Origin of the sequence: Shewanella sp. cp20 (assembly GCF_000832025.1) — a bacterium.
Taxonomy (GTDB): domain Bacteria; phylum Pseudomonadota; class Gammaproteobacteria; order Enterobacterales; family Shewanellaceae; genus Shewanella.
Genome location: NZ_JPII01000017.1, coordinates 448,739 through 468,084, shown reverse-complemented (window position 1 = coordinate 468,084; position 19,346 = coordinate 448,739). Strand labels below are relative to the sequence as shown.

Below are 19,346 nucleotides of genomic sequence, written 5' to 3'. Positions count from 1 at the left end.
GATAACGCACTCGCACCGCTACCTTTCACTTCTTCTCACTAGGCCTGTTTATCTTTCGCGTTCATTTTTGCAGCATTCTGTATCGCTTTTATACAAGGCAGAGCGATTGTAATCTAGTGCACTACATCAATGAGCGATAACGCAGTAGAAAAATGATACAGACGCTGCCCACAGGGTTCGTCTTGAGCACGTTCAACGCTTTGTTACTCGGCTTTTATATAGAATAACTATACTTCAAGCCTCATGCCGCGATTTGAACGTGCTCAATTAGAACAAAAATTGTTCTCAAAAGGTCAACAGGCCCTAGCCTTGCAAGAGTTGTCGACAGGACTTAAGCAATAGCTGACGACAGCGCCAGGTCCCCAGCAGGGCGACGATGACGGCACCGGAAAGTGGCGCCAACAGCCACCAATCCCAATGCATATAAACCACCAGCTCAAACACCTGGGTCTTTAGCAGATAGATGGTAAACTCGGCCACTATGGCGGCCAGTAAGCCTGCTATCAGGCCAAGCAGGGCAAACTCCAGCGCGGTAGCCATACGCAGCAACCAACCCGAGGCGCCAAAGGTTCGCAGCACCGCCAGCTCACGTTGTCGGGTCGCCATGCCCGCCTCTGTCTGGGCTATCATCACCAGACTACTGGCCAGCAGCACCAAGACCAACACCAAGGTCAGCGACAAGGAGACCTGGTCGATGATCTGCCTTAGCTGCTTCACCATGGCGCCAACATCTATGATGGAGACGGTCGGAAAACGTTTGATCAACTCAATTACCAATGGGCGCTTGCTATCATCCAGATAGAAGCTCGCCATTGAGGTGTAAGCAAAGGGGGCTAAGGCGTCGGGATGGAAGATCATGAAGAAATTCGGCTGCATCGTCTCCCAGTGAACGGTGCGAATGCTGGCGACTTTCACCCTTAGCGGCTGATTGTCGATCACATAACTGAGCTCATCCCCCAAGCCTATGCCGAGACGCTCGGCCACCCCAGACTCGACCGAGACTTCATCTGCCTTTTGGTTGAAATGCCCGGCCACCAGCTCATTATTGGGGGGAACAGAGGTGCGCCAGGTGAGGTTGAGCTCACGAGAAATACCGACCCGACCTTCGGCCCCAGCCTCGGCCTGCTCGGCAGAGATCAGGCTCTCGCCATTGATCGCCACGAGACGGCCGCGGATCACAGGATAGATATCGGTCGCCTTGACGCGATTGTCACTAAAATAGGCTTCCAGCGGCGCCTGCTCCTCGGGCGCAATATTCACCAAGAAGTAGTTGGGCGACTTCTCCGGCAGCTGTTTGTGCCACTCATCGAGCAAATCCTGGCGTAGCGCTATGATAGTGAGCAGTAACACCAAGGCGCTACTAAAGCCCACCAGTTGCACCGCGTTCTGCCGGGCTCGGCGTCTCAGCCCCGCCAAGGCCAGCTGCATAGGGTTGGTGGTCTTCATCCCCACGCCGTGTCCTACGCGGATCAACAAAAAGCCAAACAGGCTCAGCAAGACGCCGAGCAGCAGAACGCCGGCGACCACAGTCAGGGTAAGCACTAGGCTCTGAGAATAGAGATAACCCAGCAGCGCCATCGCCAATATGCTGAGTAAGAGATGTAACCACATCCCCAGCTGAATTCCCTCGAGCTGACGCTGCAGCACCCTAAGGGGCGGAATGGCCAGCAGCCTCATCAGCGGATAAGCCGAGAACATGAAGGCCGAAATGAGGCCGGTGGCGATTCCCAAGGCGATGGGCCTAAACACTGGCGGCGAGTATGCCGATATCGATGCCGGCAGGTAGGCACTTATCATGGCATCGAGCAGGTAACCGCCGATAAGCCCCAGCACGATACCGGCAAGGGTGACGAACAACAGATGCAGGCCAAAGAGAATGCGGATCTGACGACTGGAGGCGCCAAAGGTCTTCAGCATGGCGACCACGTCGAAATGGCGCTGACAGTAACGCTGCGCCGCAATGCCGATGGCGGCGCAGGCGAGCGCGATACCTAGAAGGCTGGCTAGCAGCAAGAAACGCTCAGCTCGTTTGACCGCGCCGGCAATGGGCGAGTCTCCCGACTGCACGTCTACCCAGCGCTGACTGTTGTTCAGCAGCGGCTTGACCGCTTCCTCGAAGGCCTTTAGCTGGTCACTGTCGCCCGCAAACTGATGAATATAACTGACCCGGCTGCCGGGCTGTATCACCCCCGTCTTAGGGACATCCTCGAGGCGCATCAGCACCACGGGCGATGACGCAAAGGGGTTGAAGCCCGCATCGGGTAGTCTGGCTATCTCGGCGCTCAGGCTGAAGTTGGCATTACCGAGCTCAAGTTGTTTCGGGTAGCCCAATATCCCGCCGAGACGAGTCTCATACCAGATGGTATCCGATTGCGGGAGTTGCTGAGTCGGACCATCGCTCAGCTCTATCACCCCTTTTAGCGGATAGGCCTCGCCCACCGCCCTGACGGTGACCAGCTGAAAGGCATCACCTGCATAGGCCATGGAATTAAACTGCATGCTGGCCACATGCTTAAGCCCTAGGGCGTCGGCCTGAGCCAGGATAGATTCATCTAAAGGAACCGGCGAGTTGATGATGCGATCGGCGGCGATAAACTTGGATGCCTGGCCGTTAATCGCCAGTTGCAAGCGCTCGCTAACCCGCGCCAGTCCCGTTACCGACAATACCGCCAGGGTGATCGCCAAGATGATGAGTAACAGCTGGCCCTGCAGCAACTCTCGCTTAAATAACTTCCATGCGATGCGAGACTCCATTAACTCGCCTCCGCCGCGCTCGAACGGATTACATCTTGCTCGGCAGTGCGCTTACTTTCATTCTCGGTATCTTTAGGCACCTCACTCAACTGCCCCGCCTGCATGTTCAAGCGGCGCTGACAGCGATTAGCCAGTTGCAGATCATGGGTCACCAACACCAAAGTGGTGTCGCTCTCTCGGTTGAGTTCAAACAACATGTCGGCAACCCGGTCGCTGTTGGCGCCATCCAGGTTACCCGTCGGCTCATCGGCAAACAGCACCTTAGGCTCACAGATAAAGGCTCTGGCAATGGCGACGCGCTGCTGCTCGCCGCCCGACAGCTGATTGGGGAAATGGTTGAGTCTGTGGCTTAATCCCACACGCTCCAACATCTGCTGCGCCTTCTGCTTGGCATTGGTGATACCCGACAACTCGGCCGGCAACATCACATTCTCCAGGGCATTGAGGGTGTCGACCAGCATGAAAGACTGAAAGATGAAGCTGACTTTCTGTTTGCGAAGTGCCGCCTTGCCTTCCTCATCCAGCCCATTAAGTGCCACGCCATCCAGGGTGATATCCCCCTTAGTTGGTGAATCGAGCGCCGCCAACAGGCCGAGCAGGGTCGACTTCCCCGATCCCGAAGGACCAAGAATGGCCACACTCTCCCCCGACTTGACATCCAGATTGATGCCATTGAGGATAGTAAGCTCTCCCTCTTGGGTAGTTACCGATTTATAGAGATCACTGACCTTGATAGCACTATTTTCTAACATAAATTCCTTCTCGCTTCGTCGCTTAAGCTGGTTTTTGCGGGCTACTTGCCTGCTCGCTTTGTTTTTGATCCCCCAGGCCCATGCTAACCCGATATTGATCTTAGGTGATAGCCTAAGCGCAAGCTACGGCATGGAACAAGACAAGGGCTGGGTGCATCTTTTGCAGCAGCAATCCCCTGAGCTCACCATCATCAATGGCTCGGTGAGTGGCGAAACCTCGGCCGGCGGCCTGCGTCGACTCCCCGCCCTGCTTGACTCGACCAAGGCCAAGCGGGTCTTTATCGAGCTGGGTGGCAATGACGGTCTGCGTGGATTCTCACCTAAGCAGTTGAAAAATAATCTTACAAAAATGATCCAGCTCGCTAAGGCATCCGGCGCCGAAGTGTTGCTCAGCGAGGTGATGGTGCCGCCTAACTATGGCCCGCGTTACGCCAAGCAGTTTACCCAGGTCTACCAGGAACTCGCGGCCGAGCATGGCGTGACCTTAGTGCCCTTCTTTATGACGGAAATAGCCATTCATCCCGAACTGATGCAGGCCGACGGCATACACCCCAACGAGCAGGCGCAGCCGCATATTGTCAGCTTTATCCGCCCCTGGCTTATCGATACGCAGCACGCCAGTGAATAGGATCACTTAGGGGCAAGAACCTATACAAAATCTTATAGAAAAGCCTTATCCAAGGCCTTATAAATAGTCTTATACCAGGACTTATACAAAGGCTTGAACATCTTGCCCCAGAATGCTCACTTAACTTTCGCCAAAGGCTCGCGTTAACGATTTGCGCCAAAAAACTATGCTAACAGGTGGTTACTCTTACGCCAGTTGCATGCAGCCATCTTTGCCGTTTTCATTTGCTTTAAACCACCAGATAACGAAATCCCTGCTCAGCGCCTGATCTGATCCGCTAAAGATCTCACGGCGATCGCTGTGGATATTCACCGCAACAGGCTTCATCCCAATGCATCCGTCCCAGAACTAGAACTAGAACTAGAACTAGAACTAGAACCAGGTAATTAGCCTACCTATCAGCCCTCAAGGTTAAAATCAACTGCTCCTACCAGTTTGACAGGGGAAATTTTGCTGTTTGATAAATTCCACACATAGCTGTTTTCCCTCAATTTTATCTTAAACACCTGTTTAAAAAATGTACTAAACTACTGATTAGCCCAGATGTTAATAGATTGTTGGCCAGATTTCACATTGCTTATCTAGTACGTCAGTGCAATCTAAGGTAGGAATAATAACAATAAGTAGGAGATACTATGTTCAACAAGATGCCTTCGTGGCTGCTCCCAAGTTTAGTGGCCAGTGCAGTGGCCCTCTCCATCACCGCCTGTTCCTCAGACGATGACGAAACACCCAACGTCGAGACACCACCTGTTACCACGACGCCAACGGATCCCGGCCCAAGCTTTCCCGTCGGCGCCATCATCATAGAAGATGGTGAAAACCTCACCACCCGCATCCAGGAAGCCCTGATCAACGCCCTGAGCAACGATGTGATCGTGCTGCCCAAGGGCCACTTTAAGATAGCGTCGACCCTGCTGTTTGACGGCGATGTGGATGGCGATGGTGCCTATGCTAAGAACATCACCATCATGGGCCACGGCATGGAAGAGACTGTGCTGGATTTCTCCGAGTCGATCACCGGCGATGGTATCTTCGTGCAAAATGCCGTTAACATCACCATCCAGGATCTGTCGGTCAATGAGGCCAAGAACAACGGCATCAAGCTGAAGAACACCAACGGCATCATCTTAAGACGCCTGGCTACCGTATGGGAGGGCGCGCTGGACGAAGACAACGGCGCCTACGGTCTCTATCCGGTAGAGTGTGAAAACATCCTCATCGAAGACACCTATGTACGGGGCAGCGCCGATGCCGGTATCTATGTCGGCCAGTCTGAGTACATAGTCGTGCGCCGTAATATCGCTAAGGAAAACGTCGCGGGTATCGAAATTGAAAACTCTAAATACGCCGACGTCTACGACAACGAAGCCATGGGCAACACGGGCGGTATCCTGGTGTTCGATCTGCCGATCAACAACCACAGATATGGCTCAAGCGTGCGTATCTTCAACAACAAGGTCTATAACAACAATACCCCTAACTTCGCCAACGCCTCGTCCAACCCTGCCGGGGTACATATTGTGCCGCCGGGCACAGGGGTGATCATCCTCTCCACCAACGATGTAGAGATCTTCAACAACGAGATCACCGGCCACGACACCTTAGGGGTGACCGTCTCCAGCTTCTTTATCGCCGAGCCAGACATGACCACCTTCGTGGGCAACTATGGCCAGCCGGGACAACCCATAGAAGATGGCTGGCGCCCGACCCCGCGTAACATCTATCTGCATGACAACGTCATCACAGACTATGGCAAGAAGCCCAACGGCTACCTGATCGAAGATGTCATCAAGGCCTATCTGCTGAGCCATGGCGCCTTCCCAGGGATCCTCTACGATGGCCTGGGCGAGATGCTCTCCAACAACGGCACCGCCGCCTACCTGGGGCTTAAGGAACAGCCATTCGCCGAGGATGGTAGCGACAATATCTGTGCCCGTGACAACGGCGATGTCTCCTTCGGGCGTCTATATGCCAACAACAACACTGACATCAGCATCGCCGACGTCCTCTATGAGAAGACCCAGGATAAGATCATGGACTGTGCCCAGGTGAGCCTGCCGGTGCATACGGTCACCTTTGGCGATCAGATCTTCGGCTGCGGCGTAGATGATGATGTCCAAGGCTGTGACGGTGGTAACCTGGTCGGTGGTGGCGGCACCATAGGCGAAGGTGAAGGCGGTCTGGTGGGCGATGGCGATCTCAGCCTATGCAGCACCACTACCCCTGGCGTGAATTGGGATGCGCTAATGGGCGCCAACTGTCCTAACCTCTCTGACTATCAGCTGTTTGCCGATACCAAAGATCCTAGCACTGGCGCCAACTCAGGCGGCATTCCCTACGATCTCAACACTCAGCTGTTTACCGACTATGCCAGCAAATACCGCTTCGTCTTCGTGCCTGAAGGCAAGGTAGCCAACTACTCGGCTAACGAGAGCATGGACTTCCCTGTCGGCACAGTGATCACTAAGACCTTTGCCCTGCCAAGTGACACCAGCAAGCGCGGTGTGGCCAACGAGACCCTGGTCGAGACCCGTCTGTTAATCAAACGTGCCACCGGCTGGTCGGCCCTGCCCTATGTATTTAATGCAGAGCAGACAGATGCCGTGCTGGCCAAGGCAGGCGCCATTCAGGCCAAGCAGGTGGTTCACAACGGTAAGACACTGGATTTTGACTATGTGGTGCCGAGCATGAACCAGTGTAAGCAGTGTCACCAGTTCAAGAGTGACGATGCCAACGCCGCGGTATTCGTGCCCATCGGCCCTAAGGCGCGTCACCTGAATAAAGACTACGCCTACAGCGATGGCACCATGAACCAGCTGATGAAGTGGCAAGCCGCCGGGATCTTGCAGGGCGTACCAGACACGGCAAGCATAGCCACTGTGCCCGCCTTCCACGATGGCGATGAGGCTAAGGTCGCGGCCATGACAGATGTAGAGCTGATGCAGACCGCCAAGGGCTATCTGGATATCAACTGCGCCCACTGTCACCGTCCGGAAGGTAACGCCTCTAACACAGGGCTAAAACTTGAGTTCTGGCGCGCCTATGACGAAGACAGCGGCTACTCTCACGGTACCTGTAAGTCGCCTATCGCCTATGGCGGTGGCTCGCTGAGCTACGATGTGGTACCGGGTTCGAGCGAGACCTCTATCTTACACTTCCGTATGGACAGCACAGTACCTGGCGATCGCATGCCAGAGATAGGTCGCAGCCTGTCGCACACAGAAGGCACCGCCTTGATTGCCGAGTGGATCAAGCGATTACCGCTGGCCACCTGCTCTCAATAACCCCAACTCAAGGGCCGCCAATAGGCGGCCCTTCTTATCATGAGCCCAGACTATGTTAACCAGCCCAGTAAAAGGTATGCTCCCGCTTTTGAGTCAAACCCTCTTGCTGCTATGCCTTGCGGCCTGCGGCGGCAGCGATGACACCACCTCGAATCCATCAGACACTGGCCAAACCGATACCAGCCAACCCGGCACACCGCAAACGGGCGGCACTGATCCCGCACAGGGCTTGTGTGATAGCCTGGAGGGCGAGATCAACTGGCAGGCCCTGATGGCAGAAGACTGCCCGACTTTATCCCAATACCGGCTGTTTCAACAGCCAGATAAACCGACTCGCAGCCCTAATGCGCCCGGGTTTAATTATGAACTCTCAAGCCAACTGTTTACCAACTACGCCCACAAGTACCGCTTCATCTTCCTACCCGAGGGAAGCCAAATCGACTATAACCCGAGCGATACCTTCGACCTGCCGGTCGGCGCCGTACTGGTCAAAACCTTTGCCCTGCCAAGCGATACTCAGCTTACCGGGGAAGCCAATGAGACCTTGGTGGAAACAAGGCTACTTATACACCGCGAAAACGGCTGGACGGCGCTGCCCTATCTTTGGCAAGACGGCGAGGCGCACCTCACCATCGCCGGAGCCAATCAGACCCACAGCCTGACGCGTCAGGGCGAGCAGCTGGATTTCACCTATCATGTTCCCAGCCGGGCCGAATGTAAGCTTTGCCATCAACGCGCCAGCGACCATGGCACCCATATCTATCCCATAGGCCTCAAGCCCTATCTGCTCAATCATGATGTGTTGGTCAACAAGGAAAGGATTAATCAGCTCGAACATTGGCGCACTCAAGCAAGATTGACTGGGCTGCCAGATAGCGGCGCGCCCGACTCGGCGCCGGCGATCACAGATAATAATGCCGATCTGACCGCCAGAGCTAAGGGCTACCTAGATATCAACTGCGCCCACTGTCACAGGGCCGAAGGATTTGCCAGCATCTCAGGGCTACGCCTGGGCTTCTATGTGGACCACACCAGCTTTCAATATGGGATATGTAAGCAGCCTCTCGGCTGGGATGGCGGTGAGAAAGGGCTCTCTTATGACATCATTCCCGGCGATGGCGAGCACTCCATCTTACTCTATCGCCAGATGCTGGATGCCCCTAAAGATCGCATGCCTCCTATCGGCCGCAGCCTGAGTCATGTAGAGGCCTTGAGTGTTCTGCAAACCTGGATCGATGGCCTACCGCCAAGCCTGGGCAACTGCCAACATTCAGGCTAGATCTTGCGAATAAACTGGCCTGGCGGCAGGCCAAGCCAGTGCTTGAAGCTCTGACGGAAATGGCTCACGTCGCCAAACCCCATGATCTCAGCGATATCGACGATACTCTTGTCACCCTGGACGATGAGGCCGATTGCCGTCTGGCAGCGTACCTGATCCACCAGCTTCTGATAGCTGGTGCCCGCGTTGGCAAGGTGACGCCTGAGGGTGCGATCGCTCATGTTGAGCCTCAGCGCCATAGACTCAAGCTTGTGAGTCTGTGGAAAATCTTGATTTAAGATGGCCAGCACTTTTTCGATCAAGGAGGTGTCATGCAAGGCCTGCTCGTCAAGTTGTAGCTGGGAGAAGTCGTACACCAGGGGCAAGCCGAGTGCCTCAAGGGAGATGGCCCACTCGAAAAACTCGTGATTAAAGCTCACCTCGGCCTGGCAAAACCCCGCCAGAAATTCACTGTCGTGAGCCGGAGTGGCCAGCTGCACCCGCTCGAGCTTAACATCCTGCCCCGTTAGCTGGCGCGCCAAGGCCAACATGGAACAGACACTGTTTTGAAACTGCAGACTAAAATGACGAGCCGAGATCTTCGCCGTATTGAGCCAGCGAAAATAGAGGTATTGCTCACCCTGACTCACCAGGGTATCCGAGACACTCCCCACCAGCTCCGGGTGAGCGATAACAAACTCCAGGCATTCGCCGAGGGTTTTACACTTGGCCAGATAGGGCCAGATAAGCGCTAGATCTTCTACCCTGTAGGTCTCCCCAATCGTGCACCAATCTGAGGATCTTGATCTAAGTCGGCCAGAAAGGCCATGGCATAGTCGACTTGCCAGACAAACACAAAATTGAGCTTAGCCAGCTCATTTAAACCCAGGCCTATCTCGCTGCCGAGGCGTTCTGCCTGGGATTGACCGTAGCGGCGAGCCACAAAATAGACCAGACTCCTCAATTCATAGGCGGGATAAGATTGATCGCCAACCTTTAGCGTCGCCTGATAGCGGGTATTACTCGTCATCTCATCTCACAAAAACTTTGGGGAATAGTATTTTGTATAAGATTTCGTGGGTGAGTAAAAGCCCGAAGAGATTAAAAAGTTACAAATATGTAAAAACCCGTCAAAGACGGGTTTTTATTCGGTAGAAGAGTGGCCTCTTTAGCTAAGCGGTTGGTTCTTCTGCGCGAGGCGATTAAACACCGCATCGACGGCCAACGAAGCGCTGTGGGCAAGTTTGTCGGCGATCTTTTTCTTAAGCTGATAGCGAACCTTAATCACCGTCTTCTCTTCGGCGAGCTTCATCACCACGTCATCACTGGTCGACAGACCATCGACAAGCCCCAAGTCCAGCGCCTGTTGGCCATACCAATGTTCACCGGTCGCCACCTTGGCGATATCCAGCGTTGGGCGATACTTGCTGATGAAGGCCTTAAACAGCACGTGGGTCTCTTCCAGCTCTTCCTGAAACTTCTGCCGCCCTTCATCGGTGTTTTCACCAAACAGGGTCAGGGTGCGCTTAAAATCACCTGCGGTATGCTGCTCATAATCAATATCATGCTTTTTCAGCAGACGATTGAAGTTGGGGATCTGCGCGACAACACCGATAGAGCCAACGATGGCAAAAGGCGCGGCATAGATGGTGTTAGCCACACAGGCCATCATATAGCCACCGCTCGCGGCCACCTTGTCGACGCAGATGGTCAGCGGGATCTCGGCGCTGCGCAGTCTGTCGAGTTGGCTTGCCGCCAAGCCATAACCGTGCACCATGCCGCCGCCACTCTCGACATTCACCACCACCTCGTCACCTTTTTCAGCAATGGCTAAGATGGCGCTGATCTCTTCACGCAGCGACGCCACTTCGTTGGCATCTAGGCTGCCCTTAAAATCGATAACAAACACACGAGGCGTGGGCGCGGCTTCACCATCGGCCTTCTCTGCTTTTTCCTTGGCTTTTGCCTCTGCCTTAAGGCTTTTCTCGTAGGCCTTAAACTGCTTCTTGCTCAGCAGCTCTTCCTTCAAGTCATGCTTGAGTGCCTTAAGATCTTCAGACACATTGGTGAGCTTAAGCTCCCCCTTATCGGCCTTCTGCTTTACCGCAGACGCCAATATCAACACGACGACGGCAACGATGGCCACCACTATGGTGACGGCTTTTGCCAGAAAGAGTCCATACTCATACAAAAATTCCAAAATTCAGCTCCGTGATCAGGCCTTAAAAATCTGGCCGCTATTCTAGCAGCCCTGAGTGCAATAACAAATCCAGCCATAAAAAAACCCAGCCTAGCTGGGTTTTTTCTATCGAGTGATACTTATTAGTTTGCGGGTACGGCGCAAGGCTGAATCACAGAGTCATCCTGCACTAGCACACTTGCCTGACCTTTACCGGCGGTAAGAGCAAATGCGGCAACCTGTTGCTGCATCTCAACCGTGGCCGCTGCGGCGCTGCCATCGGTCACGCCAGGCACCTCACTTGGGCTCACGATAGAGCTATGATGCCCCTTGCTGAAACGTACCGCACCAGAACCTACTGTCGTGGTATCGATACACTCGAGGCCAAGGCCTGCGATCAATGACTCGGTACCTGATACAGGGAACTTATCTACACGATTAGGTAACACCTGATCCGGCAAGTTACTGCCATCACCTACTACCTCAATCAGGTGTATCGGCATTTCATTAGCCTTTAACTGAGCCGCGTGGTTAATTGGATCGGCACTGTCGACCGCAGTCTGCACCGCGAAGGCGAAAGTTGGCAGGAATTCGGCATAGACAGCCTGTACTAGGGCCGCATACTCGGGCGTACCCGGCTCGTAACCGGCAACGTTAGCCTTATCCACCAGCGCCTGGAAGGTATCGCTTGCCGTCACATTGTTAAACAGCAGTGGACCGAAGGTCTCGGAGCCGATGAAGGTACCGGCAAACCCACCGGTTGGTGCCACCAGAGAAACCGCATTGAGCTTATGCACATAGCTAAGATCAGCGCCATTAACAGGATGGTTTAGACCAGAGTTGGCATAGGTAGCAAAATCGGTACCCACGATAGCACCCAGGCTCAGACCCTGTGCGCTGATCTTAGTAATATCGAACATCTGCGGCATCTGCGCTGCGGCTAAACCACCGGCAAGGCCAGTCAAGGCGGCGCGCAGCCCTAGATGATCCACTGTGGCCTGTTTGAAGTTATCACGTACTGCCAGGGTGCTTTCCAGGTTCACAAACACCAGCGGATTACCGTTCTTAAATGCATCTGTATTGCCGATAACGGCACCAAATGCTGGATCGCTCGCCGATACCTCGTAGATGCCATCGCCATTTGCATCGAACGATCGCGCGCCATGCAGTGGCATATCGATCGCGATAGTGGCAACGCCCATGGCAGCATAGCTACCGGCGTAGGCCAATGACATCTCTTTACCACCGCCTAGACCATGCATGGCGATGGTGGTTGGCCAGCCTGCCGTAGGCGGCGTAAAAGGTAAGCCTTGTGAGGCGTAGAACTGCGCCAGACGCTCGGCGTTTGGCATAGAGATGAGTACAGGCACCTTCTCGCTACCGGTTGGAGCCGGGATAGGATTGAACTTAGTCAGGTGCTTGGCCTTATCGGCCGGCGTACCATCATCGAGTAACCAGCTCTTGCCTGCCAACAGGGCTGGGTTGGCTAGGCCGGCCGCGGGATCGATACCGTGAGCCACGGCCTGGGCGCCGTAATTTTGTTGACTCAGGGTGCCAGATTGCAGCGCCAGCAGTACGGCAACCGGACTGTCGCCCAGCGCATGCCAGCTACCATTGATGCCGTTACACATCACTGAGTTACAGCCGCCGAAAGTCGGCAGTGTCAGCTCAGCTACATACACATCGGCGAGGCTAGAGACCACATATGCCACACCGTCTTCAGGTTTCAAGCCAGCGGCCTGAGCAACAGTGATCCCCAGCGGATGAGGCTGTGGCACTGAGATAGACGGGGCAAAAGGTGTGCCCTCTTGCAACATCAGTAGCTTAGTCGTCTCATAGACATCGCTTACCGACTGAGTGGTAAACAGGCCTGAGTAGCTGATGGTCGAAGCATCGACGCCATGAGCGGCGGCCATCCCCTTCTCATAGCTGTTTACCAAGGCTTGTAGCATCAGCTGCTCTGGCGTTTCCAGTGGCTTAGTCTCAATATCCAGCTTAAGCAGGCCGTAGGTGGTTGACGGCGCAATAGGACGGCCTGCCGAGTCTTGAATCAGATCGGTCGTGGCATACACATAAGATTGACCCGCCTTAAGCGGCTTTAGCGGCACGATAGCGATGGTGTTGCCAGAGGCACTGGCGACAAAATCGACGCCAAATTGTAGCTCGTTACCTATCTTACAGGCTGAAACCGAAGGCGCAGACTGACACTCGGGGTCCGATGAGAGTGGACCGCCGACAGTGGCTTCAAACATGCGCACCGCGCCTGGCTGTGCCACAGAGGCTGCCGCCAGAGTCAGCATGGTGCCGTCATGGTCGGCCGCAGGTTCGACGTTAATCGAAATGGGAGAGGTAGTAGACCAACCATCCAGGGCGCCTAACGCCATCTGAGGGTCTGTATAATCGCTTGTGCCGTCGGCTTTCTCGCCCGGCATGGTCAGAGTACCGTCTGTGGTGCCGCTAAAAAGTAGATCGTTGGGTAATGGTACCTTGCTGTTAGCAGGATCGAATACCATGTGTGACAGAGGGATTAGCGGCTCGGTCTTCTCTGCGAGTTGATCGACGCTATCTTCGCTACAACCAGCCATTCCCAATGCGGATGCAATTGCGACACCCAAAAAGAGTCTTTTCATCTTTTTTCCCCAAATCTTGTTGTAATAATTTTGTTTTCCCCAAAAATTGGTCACAATAGTCTTCCTTGCGTGACCAATAGGACTTTTACCGTCCTTATTGCCACTCAAGTTAACGCAAAATTATTGAGTTAGCTACAATTTTGTCACACACAAACAACAGATTGACGGTCATTAATCAATCATTTGTTTAAAACATGCGTATCAGGCTCGAATAAATCATAGAAATGGCGGGGATTTCCGCTTACAGGAAAAATTGACTCATGTTGGAATATCAGGCAGCAAAAGATTTACTTAAAGATAAAACGATACTGGTCACTGGCGCCGGAGATGGTATTGGCCGCGCCGCTGCTCTGGCCTACGCCGAACATGGTGCCACCGTTATCTTGCTGGGCAAGACAGTCAAGAAGCTGGAAGCCGTCTATGACGAGATAGAACAGGCGGGCTACCCGACTCCTGCAATCGTGCCATTGGATCTTAAGGGCGCCACAGAGCAGAACTACCAGGACATGGCCGAAACCATAGAACAGCAGTTTGGTCACCTCGACGGCCTGCTGCATAACGCCAGCCTGCTGGGTGTACTTGGCCCCTTCGAACATATCTCGATGGATTCGGTCAAGGAAGTGCTACAGGTCAATGTGGTCGCCGAGATCATGATGACCAAGGCGCTGCTGCCTGTTATGAAGAAAGCCCCTTCTGCGTCTATCCTGTTCACCTCCAGCAGTGTCGGTCGTCAGGGACGCGCCTTCTGGGGTGAATATGCCATCTCTAAATTCGCCACCGAAGGCATGATGCAGTCTCTGGCGCACGAATATGAAGGCAGCAACCTGCGCGTTAACAGCATCAACCCAGGTGCGACCCGCACTAAGATGCGCGCCAATGCTTACCCAGCCGAGAACCCACAGGATCTCAAGACCCCAGAAGCGATCATGACCACCTATCTCTACCTCATGGGGGACGATGCTAAAGGCGTCACGGGCCAGCAGTTTAACGCGCAGTAATCAGGCATGCGCCCACTCTGGGCGCATTTTATACCAATCGTAATAAATAATTGATCATTCTAGCTTGTTAAAACGCTCGATAACTGTATTAGTATTTTTAATTGTAGAATAACTACTTATCTAAAAATCCTGCTTTGTTCTCAAGCGTTTTTCCTGCGCTATTTCTGATCACATGTTTACTGTGATTGGTATTACGCGTTAACAGAAAGATGTCAGACGAAAAATAGCCACAAAAAAGGGAAGCATTCGCTTCCCCTTTTTTATCACTGTCTTTAAAAAACCGTCTTTAATAACAGCTAAGCAATTACTTGTACTTGCGCATCACCAGGGTGGCATTGGTACCACCGAAGCCGAAGCTGTTGCTCATGATAGTGTTTAGCTCAGCATCACGATATTCAGTCACGATAGGCATACCTTGAGCCTTCTCATCAAGATTATCGATGTTGATGCTTGGTGCAATGAAACTGTTCTCCATCATGATAAGGCTATAGATAGCCTCATGCACACCCGCAGCGCCCAGCGCGTGACCGGTCAACGACTTAGTCGATGCGATAGCAGGCAGATTGTCACCGAAGGTCTCGGCCAAGGCTTCCAGCTCACGCATGTCACCAACAGGCGTTGAAGTACCATGGGTGTTGATGTAATCGATTGGCGTGTCGACATCTTCTAGAGCCATCTTCATACAACGCACCGCGCCTTCACCCGATGGCGCAACCATGTCGTAACCATCTGAAGAAGCACCGTAGCCGATCACTTCGGCGTAGATCTTAGCGCCACGAGCAAGTGCATGCTCAAGCTCTTCGACAACCACGATACCGCCGCCACCAGAGATAACGAAACCGTCACGGTCCGCATCATAGGTACGAGAAGCCTTCTCTGGGCAGTCGTTATACTTAGTCGACAGTGCGCCCATGGCGTCGAAGCCCATGGTCAGGGTCCAATCCACCTCTTCGGCACCACCGGCGAAGACCATGTCTTGCTTACCCATCTGAATCAACTCGACCGCATGGCCGATACAGTGAGCACTGGTGGCACAAGCCGAACTGATTGAGTAGTTCATACCCTTGATCTTAAAAGGCGTGGCCAAACAGGCGCTGGCCGTGCTCGACATGATACGTGGCACGATATAAGGACCAACGCGCTTCACACCTTTCTCACGCAGAGTATCGGCAGCCTGAACCTGGTTAGCCGATGACGCGCCGCCAGTACCGGCGATGATACCGACGCGGTGATTTGAATATTGTTCTTCGGTGAGGCCAGCATCGGCTATCGCTTGCTCCATGGCAATATAAGCGTATGCGGCTGCATCACCCATAAAACGTAATGCTTTACGGTCGATATGCTCTTTAGGGTCTAACTTAATGTCGCCCCAAACATGGCTACGAAGCTTCATTTCTTCAAACTGATCTGAGTGGGTAATACCACTGCGACCCGCTTTGAGTGACTCGGTGACTTCTTGCTTGTTGTTACCGATACTTGACACTATGCCAAGGCCGGTGATCACGACTCTTTTCATTATTTACTATCCATTCCGTACGTCTAGTACCAATTTAGCTGCGCCAATAGTATCGCTTTTACTGCATTTAAGTGGTCAGCTTTCCATAAAGGCAGGTAAAATAATGCCTAATATCCCCTTGAGAGTAAATTCATTGGCTACCGAACACCCGAATAACGCACAAAATAGTGACAAAATGCCTACATTCGAAGAAATTTTCAGCCATTTATCGGCGATAGCGGGTCAAAACACTCCCCACATTATCGCCCTACTCCCAAGATGTGACGCCAACTGGCCGGTGGCAGTGCTAGCAGATCGATTGCAACAACCCCATGCTAAGCAGCCTCTTCATCTTCACCTGTTTGCCCAGCATCAGGCGCCTTGGCTGCTCGCACAGGCCAACTGTGACGCCTTGACCTCATCAGCCAGAGAGCAAATTAAGGTGATTGCCGAGGCCCAAGTGTCCGGTTGCCACAGGGTAAAACTAGCAAGCACCCAGCTCATTATAGACATTCATCTGGGCGAGCCGCTCTCGCAGATCAAGGCCTTGCTCGCCCCGAGCGAGCCAAGCCAAGCCATCCATAGCTGGCTGGTCGACAAAGATCTCCTGGATGAGGCCATTATCTGGCAGATGGCGCGCCTCAGCCAAGATAACGCCAATGTGCTGCTAGCCGATGTAAAACTTTCCGATGAAAAACGCTCGGATGTGCGACTTGCTAACCCCGGTAATATAAGCGCGGATAACGCCTCGCCGAGCACTGACTCAAATCATAAACCGGCCACAGCTAGCGCAAACGAGCTGACCGAGCGCGTCACCAAGGCGGGATTTACCTGCTATCGCCTTAACCTATCTGCCATAGATGACCGCTTGATGACTCTGGTAGATAAGCCGAGCAAAGCATCAATGGATATCGCCATGCAGGAGCGTCGAGCCCTGAGGCGTCAACAAAGCGATGGGCTTGCCTTCAATCCCCTGCATCAAGGATATGCGGGAGATACCGCCATCATAGGTGGCGGGGTGGCCAGTGCGAATTTAGCACTCTCTCTGGCCGAGCGCGGCAAGTCGGTTAGCCTCTTCTGTATGGATAAGGCGCCCGGCGAGCAAGCCTCGGGCAACAAACAGGGCGCCATCTATCCACTGCTCACGCCCGAGCACGGCAGCCTGAGCCACTACTTCTTACAAGGCTATCTCTTTAGCCGCCAGCGCATCGCTCACTTGGTCGATGCCGGCCACGAGATCCCCCATGACTTTTGCGGTGTGTTACAGACAGGTCATGATGAACGCAGCCATAAGCGCCTGGCTAAGATCATCAATGCCCAGCCCTGGGCTGACTCTATCGCTCAGGCCGTCAACGCCACAGAGGCTACGGCGCTTGCCGGCGTCACCATAGAGCATGAGGGGATCTACTACTCGCTCGGTGGTTGGGTATCGCCCCAGGCATTTACCCGCGCGGCCATCAGCCAGGCCGAGCAGCTCGGTAAGCAGAGCACACACTACCAATGCCAGATCACAGCTATTCGGTTCGAAGATCAGCAATGGTATCTGAGCGCTGTGCTGCAAAGTCAGAGGCAAGAATTTGGCCCCTTTGCCAACCTAGTGCTGGCCAATGGCCGTCACCTGACCGACTTTTCGCAAACGGCCCACTTACCCATCAGCGGTTTTCGCGGCCAGGTCAGCCATATCCCGGCAAGAGCACCGCTTGCCGATCTTAAGACGGTACTCTGCGCCCACGGCTATCTCACGCCCGCCCACGACAGGCTGCACTGTACAGGCGCCAGCTATGTGAAAGACGCCAGTAATCTCGACTACAGCGCGGTGGAACAAGTAGAGAACCTAGATAAGATCCGCACCAGCTACGGCGGAGACTGGACCAAGGCCGTGGACATCACAGGTCATAGCGCTCGCGTAGGCGTGCGCATGGTGACTAGGGATCACGCCCCCATGATGGGCTGCGCACCCGATTTCGAGGCGATATCAGCAGCCTACGGCGAGCACCAGCATACCAAAGAGAGTGCCAAATATTGGCAGGCTACACCTGCTCCTGTGCATCATGGTCTGTATATTCTCGGCGGACTCGGCTCCCGCGGTCTCACCTCGGGTCCATTGGCGGCAGAGATCTTAGCCGCCCAGCTTTGCGGCGAGCTGCTACCTGCCACGAATGATATATTAACCCTGCTCAACCCCAATCGTATGTGGATGAGAAAGCTTATCAAGGGTAAGGCGCTGTAAGAGGGTGTGATACCTATCGTAATAAATAATTGATCATGCTAGCTTGTTAAAACGCTCGATAACTGTATTAGTATTTTTAATTGTAGAATAACTACTTATCTAAAAATCCTGCTTGGTTCTCAAGCGTTTTTTCTGCGCTATTTCTGATCACATGTTTACTGTGATTGGTATGAGACAGGATTAAAACCTCGCCCGTTTAGCAAGCAAAAGACGATGGTCACTCCTTGGCATGATTAACTAACTAGCCACCAGATAACAAAACGCCGACTCATTGAGTCGGCGTTTTCATTGTATAAATAAGGCTAAGACTTTACCTTGACGCGATTGTTGGTGTCTCTGCTGGCCCGAATGAGCTCATCGCCTGCGAGGTGTTCGCCCTTCGCCAGTCGGTCATAGAGCAACACATTAACCGAGGAGGCCAGATTCATACAGCCCACTGTGGGAACATAGACCACCTCATCGGCACGATCGATAAGCGCCTGCTCTAGGGTGCCGTCTTCTGGGCCGAAGAGATAGATGGCTTTCTCTGGATGATTAAACGCCGGCAGCGGCGTGGCGCCTTCCACCAGGTCGACACAGATCACCTTAGTATCGACATCGAGCTCATCCAGCAATGACTCGACCCCTTTTAGCGGAATATGCTGACTCACCCGCTTGGTGTCTGTGTTGTACTGCTCGCCCCTGTGCTGTGCGGCCAGCGCATAACGCTTGCCCGTGTATCGCACCTCATCGGCACGATAACAGCCGGCGGCGCGCATCACGCCGCCCACGTTGGTAGGGCTCTTGGGGTTTTGCAGCCCGATAATCGCCTTGCTTGTGTTAGCCATGATTAGGCGCTGGCCACCTGAGCCATCTTCTCGCGCAGTTCATTCCAGGCGTTAACCACCAGGGCAAGGTCGGCAGGTTCCAGTTCAGACTTGGCCGTCTCCAAACAGGCCTGCATCTTAGTATCCAGCGCCTGGTAATCCTGAGACTCTTGCACTTCGAGTTCAGACAGGACTACGGCAACATGGCCCTGCAGGTAACCGCTGGCGAAGAGTTGATCATCGTCACCGCCTGTAACCTTGGTGGCGATCCACTCGTCTAATGCTTGCTCATACTGCTCTAACATTATTACGTCTCCAATTATCATTTC

Annotated in this window: 15 protein-coding genes; 5 read left to right on the top strand and 10 right to left on the bottom strand. The window is 53.7% G+C overall.

Annotation, left to right across the window (positions count from 1 at the left end; translation table 11 throughout):
* Positions 1 to 303: 303 nt before the first annotated feature.
* Positions 304 to 2,754 (bottom strand): ABC transporter permease, encoded by a 2,451-nt coding sequence (locus tag DB48_RS06635; protein WP_041509473.1) that lies wholly within the window; start codon positions 2,752 to 2,754, stop codon positions 304 to 306.
* A complete protein-coding gene (locus tag DB48_RS06630; protein ID WP_041509472.1) occupies positions 2,754 to 3,506 on the bottom strand; it encodes an ABC transporter ATP-binding protein in 753 nt (250 codons plus the stop codon). Before DB48_RS06630 ends, DB48_RS06635 begins: the two co-directional genes overlap by 1 nt.
* Positions 3,507 to 3,540: 34 nt before the next feature.
* On the opposite strand from DB48_RS06630, the gene DB48_RS06625 reads away from it, so the two are divergent.
* The gene (locus tag DB48_RS06625; RefSeq protein ID WP_052813679.1) at positions 3,541 to 4,134 is read left to right on the top strand and encodes an arylesterase; all 594 of its coding nucleotides are present in this window, start codon (positions 3,541 to 3,543) and stop codon (positions 4,132 to 4,134) included.
* A 186-nt stretch (positions 4,135 to 4,320) separates the two neighbouring features.
* Here DB48_RS06625 and DB48_RS20210 read toward each other — a convergent pair whose 3' ends face one another.
* Positions 4,321 to 4,461 carry a hypothetical protein gene (locus DB48_RS20210; RefSeq protein ID WP_160290141.1) on the bottom strand — a complete coding sequence of 47 codons (141 nt, stop codon included), beginning with the start codon at positions 4,459 to 4,461 and terminating at the stop codon, positions 4,321 to 4,323.
* 308 nt (positions 4,462 to 4,769) lie between these two features.
* Here DB48_RS20210 and DB48_RS06620 point away from each other — a divergent pair, with 308 nt between their 5' ends.
* The gene (locus DB48_RS06620; RefSeq protein ID WP_041509471.1) at positions 4,770 to 7,421 is read left to right on the top strand and encodes a parallel beta-helix domain-containing protein; all 2,652 of its coding nucleotides are present in this window, start codon (positions 4,770 to 4,772) and stop codon (positions 7,419 to 7,421) included.
* Positions 7,422 to 7,473: 52 nt separating this feature from the next.
* Entirely contained in the window at positions 7,474 to 8,700 is a 1,227-nt protein-coding gene (locus DB48_RS06615; RefSeq protein WP_041509470.1) for an SO2930 family diheme c-type cytochrome, read from the top strand.
* Here DB48_RS06615 and DB48_RS19650 read toward each other — a convergent pair.
* The 4 genes from DB48_RS19650 to DB48_RS06600 all read right to left on the bottom strand — a co-directional run bounded on the left by DB48_RS19650 (position 8,697) and on the right by DB48_RS06600 (position 13,488).
* Positions 8,697 to 9,413, bottom strand: a complete 717-nt coding sequence (locus DB48_RS19650; RefSeq protein WP_235375357.1) for a helix-turn-helix transcriptional regulator — start codon at positions 9,411 to 9,413, stop codon at positions 8,697 to 8,699. The two genes, DB48_RS06615 and DB48_RS19650, sit on opposite strands and share 4 nt — an antisense overlap.
* Before the next feature lie 26 nt (positions 9,414 to 9,439).
* On the bottom strand, positions 9,440 to 9,709 hold the full coding sequence (locus tag DB48_RS20385; protein WP_052813677.1) for a hypothetical protein: 270 nt from the start codon (positions 9,707 to 9,709) through the stop codon (positions 9,440 to 9,442).
* A gap of 138 nt (positions 9,710 to 9,847) precedes the next feature.
* Complete coding sequence (gene sohB, locus DB48_RS06605) at positions 9,848 to 10,879, bottom strand: protease SohB (protein ID WP_041509469.1); 1,032 nt, start codon at positions 10,877 to 10,879, stop codon at positions 9,848 to 9,850.
* 122 nt (positions 10,880 to 11,001) lie between these two features.
* Complete coding sequence (locus tag DB48_RS06600; protein ID WP_041509468.1) at positions 11,002 to 13,488, bottom strand: VolA/Pla-1 family phospholipase; 2,487 nt, start codon at positions 13,486 to 13,488, stop codon at positions 11,002 to 11,004.
* A gap of 260 nt (positions 13,489 to 13,748) precedes the next feature.
* Here DB48_RS06600 and DB48_RS06595 point away from each other — a divergent pair, with 260 nt between their 5' ends.
* Entirely contained in the window at positions 13,749 to 14,486 is a 738-nt protein-coding gene (locus tag DB48_RS06595) for a YciK family oxidoreductase (RefSeq protein WP_041509467.1), read from the top strand.
* 304 nt (positions 14,487 to 14,790) lie between these two features.
* Here DB48_RS06595 and fabB read toward each other — a convergent pair whose 3' ends face one another.
* Entirely contained in the window at positions 14,791 to 16,002 is a 1,212-nt protein-coding gene (fabB, locus tag DB48_RS06590) for a beta-ketoacyl-ACP synthase I (protein ID WP_041509466.1), read from the bottom strand.
* Positions 16,003 to 16,300: 298 nt separating this feature from the next.
* On the opposite strand from fabB, the gene mnmC reads away from it, so the two are divergent.
* Positions 16,301 to 18,211: an FAD-dependent 5-carboxymethylaminomethyl-2-thiouridine(34) oxidoreductase MnmC gene (gene mnmC, locus DB48_RS06585; protein ID WP_052813676.1), complete on the top strand. Its 1,911-nt coding sequence runs from the start codon at positions 16,301 to 16,303 to the stop codon at positions 18,209 to 18,211.
* Positions 18,212 to 18,513: 302 nt separating this feature from the next.
* Here mnmC and DB48_RS06580 read toward each other — a convergent pair whose 3' ends face one another.
* Both DB48_RS06580 and DB48_RS06575 read right to left on the bottom strand, forming a co-directional pair.
* Positions 18,514 to 19,038: an RNA methyltransferase gene (locus tag DB48_RS06580; protein WP_041509464.1), complete on the bottom strand. Its 525-nt coding sequence runs from the start codon at positions 19,036 to 19,038 to the stop codon at positions 18,514 to 18,516.
* A gap of 2 nt (positions 19,039 to 19,040) precedes the next feature.
* Positions 19,041 to 19,322 (bottom strand): YfcL family protein, encoded by a 282-nt coding sequence (locus tag DB48_RS06575; RefSeq protein WP_041509463.1) that lies wholly within the window; start codon positions 19,320 to 19,322, stop codon positions 19,041 to 19,043.
* Positions 19,323 to 19,346: the final 24 nt, after the last annotated feature.